Annotated in this window: 11 protein-coding genes; 6 read left to right on the top strand and 5 right to left on the bottom strand. The window is 73.1% G+C overall.

Annotated elements, in window-relative coordinates; genetic code table 11:
- Positions 1–26: 26 nt before the first annotated feature.
- The 3 genes from Q0994_RS11695 to Q0994_RS11685 all read left to right on the top strand — a co-directional run bounded on the left by Q0994_RS11695 (position 27) and on the right by Q0994_RS11685 (position 2,149).
- Positions 27–659: a hypothetical protein gene (locus Q0994_RS11695; RefSeq protein WP_299532550.1), complete on the top strand. Its 633-nt coding sequence runs from the start codon at positions 27–29 to the stop codon at positions 657–659.
- A gap of 123 nt (positions 660–782) precedes the next feature.
- On the top strand, positions 783–1,238 hold the full coding sequence (locus Q0994_RS11690) for a hypothetical protein (protein WP_299532548.1): 456 nt from the start codon (positions 783–785) through the stop codon (positions 1,236–1,238).
- Positions 1,239–1,294: 56 nt separating this feature from the next.
- On the top strand, positions 1,295–2,149 hold the full coding sequence (locus Q0994_RS11685) for a TetR/AcrR family transcriptional regulator (protein WP_299532546.1): 855 nt from the start codon (positions 1,295–1,297) through the stop codon (positions 2,147–2,149).
- 76 nt (positions 2,150–2,225) lie between these two features.
- Here Q0994_RS11685 and Q0994_RS11680 read toward each other — a convergent pair whose 3' ends face one another.
- From Q0994_RS11680 to Q0994_RS11670, 3 genes are all read right to left on the bottom strand, one after another.
- Positions 2,226–3,779: an ABC transporter substrate-binding protein gene (locus Q0994_RS11680; protein WP_299532544.1), complete on the bottom strand. Its 1,554-nt coding sequence runs from the start codon at positions 3,777–3,779 to the stop codon at positions 2,226–2,228.
- Between the two features lie 373 nt (positions 3,780–4,152).
- Positions 4,153–5,457: a metallophosphoesterase gene (locus Q0994_RS11675; protein WP_299533040.1), complete on the bottom strand. Its 1,305-nt coding sequence runs from the start codon at positions 5,455–5,457 to the stop codon at positions 4,153–4,155.
- Positions 5,458–5,519: 62 nt separating this feature from the next.
- Complete coding sequence (locus Q0994_RS11670) at positions 5,520–5,765, bottom strand: SCO4848 family membrane protein (RefSeq protein WP_299532542.1); 246 nt, start codon at positions 5,763–5,765, stop codon at positions 5,520–5,522.
- A 280-nt stretch (positions 5,766–6,045) separates the two neighbouring features.
- Between Q0994_RS11670 and Q0994_RS11665 the strand changes: the two genes are divergently transcribed.
- Positions 6,046–7,308 (top strand): D-alanyl-D-alanine carboxypeptidase, encoded by a 1,263-nt coding sequence (locus tag Q0994_RS11665; protein WP_363325544.1) that lies wholly within the window; start codon positions 6,046–6,048, stop codon positions 7,306–7,308.
- Here the strand turns inward: Q0994_RS11665 and Q0994_RS11660 are convergent.
- Positions 7,256–8,329, bottom strand: a complete 1,074-nt coding sequence (locus tag Q0994_RS11660; protein ID WP_299532538.1) for a YihY/virulence factor BrkB family protein — start codon at positions 8,327–8,329, stop codon at positions 7,256–7,258. The two genes, Q0994_RS11665 and Q0994_RS11660, sit on opposite strands and share 53 nt — an antisense overlap.
- Before the next feature lie 170 nt (positions 8,330–8,499).
- Here Q0994_RS11660 and Q0994_RS11655 point away from each other — a divergent pair, with 170 nt between their 5' ends.
- Together Q0994_RS11655 and Q0994_RS11650 are read left to right on the top strand one after the other, a co-directional pair.
- Positions 8,500–9,873, top strand: a complete 1,374-nt coding sequence (locus Q0994_RS11655; RefSeq protein ID WP_299532535.1) for an FAD-binding oxidoreductase — start codon at positions 8,500–8,502, stop codon at positions 9,871–9,873.
- Positions 9,874–9,948: 75 nt separating this feature from the next.
- Positions 9,949–10,704: a decaprenylphospho-beta-D-erythro-pentofuranosid-2-ulose 2-reductase gene (locus tag Q0994_RS11650; RefSeq protein WP_299532533.1), complete on the top strand. Its 756-nt coding sequence runs from the start codon at positions 9,949–9,951 to the stop codon at positions 10,702–10,704.
- A 35-nt stretch (positions 10,705–10,739) separates the two neighbouring features.
- On the opposite strand, the gene Q0994_RS11645 is transcribed toward Q0994_RS11650, so the two are convergent.
- The gene (locus Q0994_RS11645) at positions 10,740–11,333 is read right to left on the bottom strand and encodes a 2'-5' RNA ligase family protein (RefSeq protein ID WP_299532531.1); all 594 of its coding nucleotides are present in this window, start codon (positions 11,331–11,333) and stop codon (positions 10,740–10,742) included.
- Positions 11,334–11,403 lie beyond the last annotated feature (70 nt).

Here is an 11,403-nt window from a genome sequence, read left to right as displayed (position 1 = left end):
CCGACGACGACAGAACGGGGAATCCGGTGAGCGAGCCCAATCCGTACGCGGACGACGCCTACACGTGGGGCCCGCCCCAGCAGCCCCCGGCCCACCAGCCCACGGTGGCCGACGGACAGGGCTACGGATACCCGGCCGCGGGCGGCCCGCCCGGCTACGGCTATCCGCAGCCGCTGCCCGAGTCGGCCACCCAGCCGGGCCCCGCCTACGGCTATCCGGGCGGCCCCACCCAGGGTGGCCAGGCCGGTTACGGCTACCCGGGCGCCGGGCAGCCCCCCGGCCACAACCTGCCGGTCCAGCAGGGGATGGGGACCGGGGTGCCGGTGCTGGCGCTGGGCGACATCACGGTGATGAGCGACTCGATCGTCACCCCGTCGGGCACCATGCCGCTGCGGGGCGCGGTGTGGACGGCGACGGACATGTCGCGCACCGAGGAGAAGATCCCGCCGGTCGCGATCGTGCTGGCGATCGTCTTCGCGCTGCTGTGCCTGGTGGGGCTGCTCTTCCTGCTGATGAAGGAGAAGAAGACCACCGGCTTCGTCCAGGTCACGGTGACCAGCGGCGGCCGGCACCACTCCACCATGATCCCGGCGATGGGCCCGGAGACCTTCCAGATGGTCATGTCCCAGGTGAACACCGCCCGCTCGATGAGCATCTGACCCCGGCCGCCGTCGGCGCGCTGCGGTCCCCCCGCCTCACCGGACCCCTTCTTGAACATGTTCAAGAAGGGGTCTACAGTCATGCCCAGGACAGTTTTTGAACACGTTCAGGGGGTTGGAACCATGGATCTCACCGTCGTCGCCTACGCCGTCTACCTGGTGGTCAGCGTCGCGCTCACCGTCTGGGTGGGCCGCACGCTGAGCCGCAACGGTCGGCTGTTCATCGCCGACGTGCTGCGCGGGGACGAGAAGCTGGCGGACGCCGTCAACCACCTGCTGGTGGTCGGCTTCTACCTGGTCAACCTCGGGTTCGTCGCGCTCTATCTGAAGAACACCGAGTCGGTGCCGGACGCCAGGACCCTCTTCGAGACCCTGTCGGGGAAGCTCGGGGTCGTGCTGCTGGTGCTCGGCGTCCTGCACCTGGGGAACGTCTTCGTGCTCAGCAGGATGCGGCGGCGGAGCATGACCGAGCGGCGCCCGGCCGCCCCGGCCCCGCAGGGCTGGGCGCCCCAGGGCCGCCCCGACCCCCGCGGCCCGTGGACCCCGCCGGCCGCTCCGGCCGCGCCCACGGCGCCCTGAGCGGCGCCGCCCGAGGGGCGCGTCGGCCGCCCGGCCCGGCCGGATAGCCTGGGGCCGTGGCGAAGGACGAGAAGGCGATGGCGCATCCGACGGACGACGCGGACGAACCGGCGGCGACCGGACCGGAGGGACCGAAGTCCGCCGGACCGGAAGGGCCGAAGGGACCGGAATCCACCGGACCGGTCGGGGCCGGGCCCTCGGCCTCCGCCCCGTCGCGCGCCACGCAGAAGAGCGAGCAGACCCGCACCGTCATCCTGGAGACGGCGCTGCGGCTCTTCCGCGAGCGCGGCTACGACAAGACGACCATGCGGGCCATCGCCCAGGAGGCCGGGGTCTCGGTCGGCAACGCGTACTACTACTTCGCCGGCAAGGAGCACCTGGTCCAGGGGTTCTACGACCGCATCGGCGCGGAACACGCGGCGGCGGCGCGGGAGGTACTGGCCCGCGAGAGCGACCTGGAGGCCCGGCTGACCGGCGTGCTGACCGTCTGGCTGGACGTCGCCGCCCCGTACCACGAGTTCGCCGCGCAGTTCTTCAAGAACGCCGCCGACCCGGACAGCCCGCTCAGCCCCTTCTCCGCCGAGTCCGAGCCCGCCCGCGAGGCCGCCATCGCCCTGCACCGCGAGGTGCTGGAGGGGTCGAAGGCCAAGGTGCCGGATGAACTGGCCGACATCCTGCCGGAGTTGATGTGGCTGTCCCAGATGGGACTGGTGCTCTACTGGGTCTTCGACCGGTCGCCCGGCCGGGAGCGCACCCGCCGCCTCGCCGCCCGCGGCGCCCGGCTCACCACTCGCGGCGTCGCACTCGCCCGGTTCCGCGCGCTGCGCCCGCTGGTGCGCGAGGTGCACGAGCTGTTCACGGACTTCCTGCCCGGCATGGCGGAGACGGCGACGGCCCGCAAGCGGAGCTGACTCCGCCCGCGGGCCGTGGGCCGTTCTCCTGCGCCGCAGGATCCGGTCCGACGGCACCGGACCAGATCAAAGCGGATCAGATCCAGCCCAGCTCCCAGAGGCGCCAGATGCCGGTGCCGTCGGAGAGGTACTGCGAACCGGCGACGTCGGTCTTGGCGATCACGTAGTCCTTCTTCTGCCACAGCGGCAGCAGCGGAACGTCCTCGCCGACCAGGTCCTGGAGATCCTTGAACGTGGCCGAGGTCCGCGAACGGTCGCTGAACTCCAGGGTCTTGGTGATCAGCGCGTCCATCTCGGCGGAGGCGTAGCCGTTGTGCAGCGTGTTGGTACGGCCGACGAGCGGCTGGCTGAAGGTGTCGGGGTCCGGGTAGTCCGGGAGCCAGCCGACGGTGTAGAAGTCGAACTGGCCGGCCGCGTAGGCCTTCTGGAAGTCCTGCCACTCCATGGGCTTGACGGTGACCTTGAAGAGTCCCGAAGCCTCCAGCTGGCGACGGATCTCGGCGGCCTCCGCGACCGTCGCACCGCCGGGGCTGAATCCATAGGTGACCTTCAGCGGGGTCTCGATGCCCGCGTCCGCCATCAGGTCCTTCGCCTTCGCCGGGTCGGGGCTGGGGTAGGCGTCGAAGAAGGGCGTCCCGTGCCCGATGGTGCCCTGCGGGATCAGCGAGTAGAGGGGTTCGACGGTGCTCTTGTACACGTCGCCCACCAGCGGGCCCCGGTCGATGATCCAGGCGGCGGCCTGGCGGACCCGCTTGTCCGCGAAGGCGGAGTCCGCACGGACGTTGAAGGCCATGTTGCGGATCTCGGCGCTGTCCATCTCGGTGACCCGGATGTCGGGGTCACCGGGGTTGAGCTTGTTGAGCGTCTCCGGCGGGAGCTGGCGGTGCGTCACGTCGACCTGTCCGGTGTCCCACCCGGACTTGAGCTTCTCGGAGTCGGCGTAGTACCGGATGGTCACGGGTCCGCCGGACTTCCTGATCGCGCCCTGGTACCCGGGGTTGGGGACCAGTTCGGCCTCCTCACCCGCCTTGTACGACTTGAGGGTGTACGGGCCGGAGCCGTCCGCCCGGTCGCCGGTACGCAGCTTGTCCGCCGGGTACTCCTCGGGGTCGACGATCGAACCGGCCCCGGTGGCGAGCTTGTGCGGGAAGGTCGCGTCGCGCGCGTTGAGGTTGAAGGTGATGAGCCGCCCCTCGGTGACCACGTTCTCCAGGGTCGGGAAGAGGGACGCCGGACCCACGTCGGAGGCGATCTTGATCATGCGGTCGAAGGAGTACTTGACCGCCTTCGCCGTGATCTTGTGACCGTTGGAGAAGGTCAGGTCGTCCCGCAGCTCGCACTGGTAGGTCTGGAGCTTCTGGCCGATGAACCGGCAGCTCTCCGCGGCGTCCGGTTCCGGCACCACCGCACCGGACTTGAACGTCATCAGCGACTGGTAGATGTTGCTGTAGAGGGCCCACGAACCGGCGTCGTAGGCGCCCGCCGGGTCCAGCGAAGTGACTTCGTCGGATGTACCGACAGTAACCGGCTTCTCGTCCGCGTCGCCGGAAGGCAATAGTTGCCAGGCCCCGACCCCCGCGATGACCAAAACCGCAAATATCGCAAGAATCCGCACCCGGATCGAACGCATTGCCGTGCTCTCCCTTAACAGCCCCACCACGGCGTACGCGCGTAGACACACAATCGCCGCATGTTCGCGCTTACCTAATCACACGATTTTCGCATCTGGAAGAGCGAAAGGGACGCTCACAGACTTTTGTTGGCCAGCCGAAACCCAAGGGACGGAAGGCGACATGTGGGATGGCACTGGGCACCCCGGCACTCACGCAGAGTCACCGAATCGAGTGGCGAACGACTACCCGGTGCTCAGCGCCTGCCCGAGGGGCGCGAGTTGACGAGGTCTCGGGGCGGCGCGACGGGGCGCGCGAGAGGAGCACTCGGGAGCGCTCGTGGGAGCGCTCCCCTGCTCACCGTGAAGATTCCGCTTGTCGCCGGACGGTGGGTCAGGCGCGGCGGGAGGCCAGTTGGACGACGGTGATGTCCGAGGGGGCGCCGACCCGCACCGGCGGGCCCCAGGCGCCCGCCCCGCGCGAGACGTACAACTGCGTGTCGCCGTAGCGTTCGAGCCCGGCGACGGTCGGGTTCGCCAGCTCGGCGACGAGGCTGCCCGGCCACAACTGCCCGCCGTGGGTGTGGCCGGAGAGCTGGAGGTCGACGCCGTGCTCGACGGCGTCGTGGATGACGACGGGCTGGTGCGCGAGGAGCACCGCGGCGCGGGACCGGTCGCGGTCGCCGAGTGCCCGGCCGAAGTCGGGCCCCTGGCCCTCGCTCTCGCCGGCGACGTCGTTGACCCCGGCCAGGTCGAAGCCGTCGATCTCCACCCGGTCGTTCTCCAGCGGGTGGAGCCCCAGTTCACGGACCCGGTCGACCCACTGGGCGGCGCCGGAGAAGTACTCGTGGTTTCCGGTCACGAAGAAGCTGCCGTGCCGGGCCCGCAGTCCGGCCAGCGGCTCGGCCGCGGGGCCGAGGTCGGCCACCGAGCCGTCCACCAGGTCGCCGACCACGGCGATCAGGTCGGGGTTGGTCGCGTTGACCGCGTCGACGATCCGCCGGGTGTGGGCGCGGCCCAGGACCGGACCGAGGTGGATGTCGCTGACGACGGCGATCCGGAATCCGTGCGCGGAGCGCGGCAGCTTGGCGAGCGGCACCGTGATCCGCTTGGTGGTGGGGCCGCGCAGCACGCCCCAGGTGCCGAGGCCGACGGTGGAGAGCCCGGCCACCGCTGCCGCGCCGCCGACCGCGCGGGCGACGAACAGCCGCCGCCCCGGGTCGGCGGGGGCGTCGGGGTCTGCGGTCCCGCCGGCGGGCGCGGCGGGGGCCGGGGCGTCGGCGGGGGCGGTCAGGGTGGCGACCCCGCCGCGGGCGCCGGGGGCGGCCGGTTCGCCGGCCGGGGCGTCCCGCTCCCCCGTGTCCGGCGCCGCGGCACGGTCCGACCGGGCCGCCAGGAACCGGCGCAGCGCCGGGCGGACCGCCTCGCCGACGAGCAGCGCCAGTGTCAGGTAGAGCAGGCAGGCCAGCCAGAGATAGCCGGGCCACGCCAGCGCCTGCTGGACCACGAAGGGCGCCCCGGAGCGTCCGGACACCAGCGCGCCGACGCTGAGCAGCGGCAGCACGTACGCCGCCACCGTCCCGGCCCGGCGCAGCGCGCTGCCGGGCGCGGTGGTGTCACCGACGAACCGCCGCCACAGATAGCGGTGCACACCGCCCAGCAGCGCCACCACCGCGACCAGCGCCACCACGAACACCACTGCCGTCACCGCGTCCCCACCCCATGTGTCATGCGTCTGTGTGTCCCCGGCCCGGTGGCCGGTTATGAACGTGCCGCGCGCAGTGCCCTGACTCCACGGAACCCGATCACGCCGACGGCCGTCCCCAACAGGAAGGACACGACGGTGAGCATCAGGTGGACCCAGAAGTACGCGGTCGGGTCGCCCGCGTCGTCGAACGCGAGTCCGCTGCCGTCGTTCCAGAGATTCTTGGCGAAAGTGATCCAGATGAACCAGCTCCACACCCCGAAGGCGAGCAGGAACCAGGACACGGGGCGGCTGAGCTTCATGGGTCCAGTATCGCCGCCCGCCACCGGACGGATCGGGTGGGGTGGCCGGGGCGGGTCCCGCGGGCCCGCGGGAAGCCGTCCGGCGGTGCGGGCGGGCTCGGGAGGCGGGTCCACCCGTCCGGCGGCGGAACCCGGTGCCGAGTACACCCGTCCGGCGGTGGGCGGGGGGTCCGGATTCAGCCGTTCGGCGGCGGCGCCGGACGGACCCGCCCGGCGGGGCCCCCGGCGGTCCGGCCGCCCCGGGTGCCCGACGCGACGGAGTCCCTGTACGTTTCCGACCGTGCCCGCACTGAAAAAGATCGCTCTGACGGTCATCTCCGCCGCTTTGCTGTCCGGTTTCGTCGTCGGTCCCGCATCGGCGGACGACAAGGACAAGGCCGACGCCAAACAGCCGCCGCCCACCGCTGACATGTCGACGGTCGGTGGGGAACGGCTCGGCGAAGCCGGCACCCAGGTCAGCCTCGGGCCCGGTGCGCCCGTGCTGCCCAAGGAGCTCACCGGGCGCTCGTGGATCGTGGCGGACGCCGAGAGCGGGGACGTGCTCGCGGCGCACAACGCCCACTGGCGGCTGCCTCCGGCCTCCACCCTGAAGATGCTCTTCGCGGACACGGTGCTGCCGTCGCTGCCCAAGAACCAGTCGGTCACGGTGACGGACGCGCAGCTCGCCGACGTCGGCGCGGGCAGCAGCCTGGTGGGCGTCAAGGAGGACCACACCTACACCGTGCACGACCTGTGGCTGGGGGTCTTCCTGCGCTCCGGCAACGACGCGGTGCACGTGCTGGCCGACCTCTTCGGCGGCATCCCGGCGACCGTCACGGCGATGCAGAAGCACGCGGTGGAGCTCCAGGCGCTGGACACCACGGTGGTCTCACCGGACGGCTACGACGCGGACAGACAGGTCTCCAGCGCGTACGACCTCACCCTGTTCGCCCGGAACGGGCTGCAGAAGAAGGACTTCCGCGAGTACGCCGCGACCGCCACCGCCGACTTCCCGGGCGGCGAGGAGGACGGGAAGCGCGAGACCTTCCAGATCCAGAACACCAACCGGCTGCTCACCGGCGACGCGGGCATCGCCCCGTACGACGGCATCGCGGGGGTCAAGAACGGCTACACCTCGCAGGCGGGCAACACCTTCACCGGGGTCGCCGAGCGCGGCGGCCGGGTCCTGCTGGTGACCGTGATGAACCCGGAGTCGGACGAGAGCCACGCCGTCTACAAGGAGGCCGCCTCGCTGCTGGACTGGGGCTTCGCCGCCGACGGCAAGGTGGCCCCGGTGGGCGAGCTGGTGGCGCCGAGGTCATCGGACGCGGCGGAGCCCGTCCCCGGCAAGGGAGCCGAACCGGCGACCGGGCCGGGCTCCGGCTCCGGGGCGCAGGCCCGGGCGGCGGCGTCCGCCGAGGTCGCCGCCGAGCAGCGGTCCGGCGGCGTCGGCATCGCACTGGCGGTGGCCGGCGGGTTCCTGGTGCTGCTGGCCGGCGGGGTGTTCGTGGTCAACCGGCGCTGGCCGCTTCCCGACCTGGTCCGCCGCCTGCCCCGCCGCTGACCGGACGGCCGCCGCCCTTCGCGGCCCGCGTCGATCCGGCCGGCCGGGACGCGGCCGGGGCGGCGGCGCCACGCTCCTCACCCGCCGTCCCGCCACCGGCCGCCCCGTCACCGGCCCGCTCGTCCCCGTCTCCGTCCGCGGCCCCGGAGGTCCCGTCCTGCGGGGCCTCCCCCTTGCTGCGGGTCGCCGTCCAGGCCGCGCACACCAGCAGCAGCTTGGCGGTGAAGTTGATCCACAGCAGCAGGGCGATGGGCACGCCGAACGCGCCGTACATGCTCTTGGACGCGACGCCCTTCATGTAGCTGCCGAGCAGCAGCTTCAGCAGTTCGAAGCCGACGGCCCCGACCAGGGCGGCCACCACCAGCCGGCGCCGGGGCGGCTCCACGCCCGGCAGCAGGGTGAGCATGTACAGGAGCAGCAGGAAGTCGGCGCCGACGGCGACCGCGAGGGCGGCGGCCTGGAGCAGCACCCCGCCGGCGCCGTCCTCGGGGATGCCGATCCGGTCGGCGGTCCAGCCGACCGCGGTGGAGCCGACCGTGGAGGCGACGAGGGTCAGCAGCGCGGCGCCGCCGAGGCCCAGCAGCAGCCCGGCGTCCTTGAGCTTGCGGACCACCGGATTGCCGGTGTCCTCGTCGTCCTTCCCCCACACCGCCCGCAGGCAGTCGCGCATCGACCCGATCCAGCCGATGCCGGTGAAGAGCAGCAGCGCGCCGGCGACCAGCCCGACCGTTCCGGCGTGCTCCACGAGGTTGGAGATGCCGAGCTGGTCGGAGATGCCCGGGACCTGCTCGGACAGCTTCTTCTCGATGGTGTCGAGCTGCTTCGGCGAGAGCAGCGCCGCTCCCACGGCGGCGCCCACCGCGATCAGCGGGAACAGGCTGAGGAAGCTGGTGAAGGTGATCGCGGCGGCCAGCCGGGTCCAGTGCACCCGGTCCAGCGTCTCGTACGAGCGCCAGACGTGGGTCTCCATCAGCCGGGCGACTGCGGGCCCGATGACGGGGAGTTTCTTCAGCCAGTCCATGACGTACGCGTACCCTCCTCGGCGCGGAAAACGGGCGGCCGGCTCCGACACTTCCGTTCATCCGCGCAAGATGTGCGCCAGTAAGTGCTGACACTCGTTCAATCACCCATTCCGGTGAGCGCTGTAACAAATACCGCAAAGGGGTTTTCTCGGACGATACGGTCACCCTCATGTCCGTCGACACCGTGTCCCTGACCGGCAGGGGCCGCACCTCCCCCACCACCGCACTGCGGTTCCGCCCCCGCAGCGGCGCGGAGGCCGCCGCGTTCGTGCGCGGCCGGGGGCCCCGCGGCGCTCTGGCCCGGGGCCTCGGCTCCGCGCACGGCGACGCCGCCCAGAACGCCGGCGGCTCGGTGCTCGACATGACCGCGCTCCGCCGGATCCGCTCCGTCGACCGGGACACCGGCACGGTCGTCTGCGAGGCGGGCGTCCCCCTGGACCGGCTGGCCGCGACGATGCTGCCGCTGGGGTGGTACCTGCCGGTGACGCCCGGCACCCCGCGGGCCACCGTCGGCGGCGCGATCGCCACCGACGCGCACGGCCGCGACCACCCGGCGGCGGGCTCCTTCTCCCGGCACGTGATCGCGCTCGAGCTGCTCACCGCCGACGGCACGGTACGCACCCTCTCCCCCGGCGAACCGCTCTTCGACGCGACCGCCGGCGGCCTCGGGCTGACCGGGGTGGTCCTCTCCGCCACCGTGCGCTGCCGCCGGGTCGGGACGTCCCTGATGACCGTGGACACCGCCCGCGCCGGCGGACTGGACGGCGCGCTCGCCCTGCTGGAGCGGTGCGCCCCGGCGCAGTACGCGGCGGCCTGGATCGATCTCACCGCGACCGGCCGGGTGCTGGGCCGCGGGCTCGTACGGCGCGGGGAGCACGCCCCACCGACCGCGCTCCCGGCGCGCGCCCGGCGCACCCCGCTCGACCCCGGGCCCGGTCTGCCGGCCACCGGGACCGGGCTGCCCCTCCTCCCGGCCGTGCCCGCGTTCGCTCCCCGCCGGCTGCTCGCCCGCACCGCGGTCGGCCTGCTCAACGAGGTGCGCCACCGCGCGGAGCCCCGCTCCCGCAGCGGCGGACTCCAGCGGCTGAGCGCCTTCTTCGCCCCGCTCGACGGTCTGCCGGGGGGCGCCACCGTGCCCGGCCGGGGCGCGACCGTGCGCTACCGGTTCGCCCTCGGCCACGGGCAGGAGGAGACCCTGCGCCAGGTGGTGCGCCGGCTCGCGTCACGGCACTGCCCGGCCTCCGCCGGCGTGCTGGAACGGCTCGGGGCGGCCGGGGCGGGCTGGCTCTCCTTCCCGCTGCCGGGCTGGTCGCTGTCGGTGGAGCTGCCCGCACGGGCGCCGGGGCTGGCCGGGCTGCTGGACGCGCTCGACGACGAGGTGGCGGCGGCCGGCGGCCGGGTCGCCCTCTGCGACGACGCCCGCGTGCGCCCCGCGACGCTCGCCGCGATGTACCCGCGTCTGGCGGAGTTCCGGGCGCTGCGCGCGACCCAGGACCCCACCGGGGCGCTCTGCTCCGACCTCTCCCGCCGCCTGGGTCTCTGACCCCGTCCCCGGCCTCCCGCAGGTCCCCGCACCCACCCGCCGGCCTTCCGGGCCGGCCCAGCCAGGAGTGTCGCCATGAAGGACGCCTTCGGTGCCCCGCAGTCCCTGCTCGTCCTCGGCGGCACCTCGGAGATCGCGAGGGCGACGGCCCGACGGCTGATCGCCCTGCGGACCCGCGCCGTCTGGCTGGCCGGCCGTCCCGGCCCGGAGCTGGAGTCGGCCGCCGCCGACCTGCGCGGGCTGGGGGCCGAGGTGCGCACCGTCGGATTCGACGCCCTGGACCCCGCCTCGCACGAGCCGGTGCTCGGCAAGGTGTTCGCGGACGGGGACGTGGACGCGGTGCTGATGGCGTTCGGCATCTCCGGCGACCAGGCGCGCGACGAGGAGGACCCGGTGGCCGCCGCCCTGGTCGCGCAGACCAACTACACGGGGGCGGTCTCCGCCGGACTGGTGTGCGCGGGCGCCCTCCAGGCGCAGGGGCACGGCTCGCTGGTGGTGCTCTCGTCCGTGGCCGCCGAGCGGGCCCGGCGTGACGACTTCATCTTCGGGTCCAGCAAGGCGGGGCTGGACGCGTTCGCCCAGGGCCTCGGGGACGCGTTGCAGGGCACCGGCGTGCAGGTGATGGTGGTGCGGCCCGGCCAGGTCCGTACCCGTAAGACCGCGGGGCAGCCGTCGCAGCCGCTGTCGACCACCCCCGACGCGGTGGCGGACGCCATCGTCACGGGGCTGCGACGGCGCTCGGAGACGGTGTGGGTGCCGGCCGCGCTGCGCCCGCTGATGTCGGCGCTGCGCCACGCCCCGCGCCCGCTCTTCCGCCGCCTGCCGGTGTAGCCGGACGCGTGCAGCCGGACGGGCGGCCTACGGGATCAGGTGTGCAGCGAGGGTTCGGCGGAGGTGGTGCAGCCGCCCTGGGCGGGCACCACGGGGGTGCCGCCCCCGGAGCCGAACGGGAAGTCCCGGATCTTGCGCCAGACGGCGTCCGACCCCTGCTCGTAGAGCGCGAAGGAGCCGCACATCCAGGCGGCCTCGTAGTCGGCGAGCTCTTCGTACGCCCGGTCCATCGCCTCTTCGGCGATGCCGTGGGCGACGGTCACGTGCGGGTGGTACGGGAACTGGAGCTCACGGGTCAGCGGGCCCGAGGCGTCCCTGATCCGCTTCTGGAGCCAGGTGCAGGAGGAGACGCCCTCGACCACCTGGACGTAGACGACGGGCGACAGCGGCCGGAAGGTGCCGGTGCCGGAGAGCCGCATCGGGAAGGGCCGGCCGCCCTCCGCGATCCGTGCGAGGTGCGCCTCCACGGCGGGCACGTCACCCGCCTTCGCCTCGGTCGGCGGGACGAGGGTGACGTGGGTGGGGATGCCGTAGGCGGCGGGATCCCCGAAGCTCGCGCGCCGCTCCTGGAGGAAGCTGCCACAGGGCTCCGGGACCGCGATCGAAACGCCGAGCGTAACGGTCCCCACGTCGTTCTCCTCTTCCTCGCTCGGTCGGCGGGCGCCGACCCGGTGCCAGTGCCGGACCGGCGGCGGGGCG

Origin of the sequence: uncultured Streptomyces sp., from assembly GCF_947488945.1 — a bacterium.
Lineage (GTDB): Bacteria > Actinomycetota > Actinomycetes > Streptomycetales > Streptomycetaceae > Streptomyces.
The sequence above is the reverse complement of the archived record's forward strand: the minus strand, read 5'-3'. Positions and strand labels throughout refer to the sequence as shown.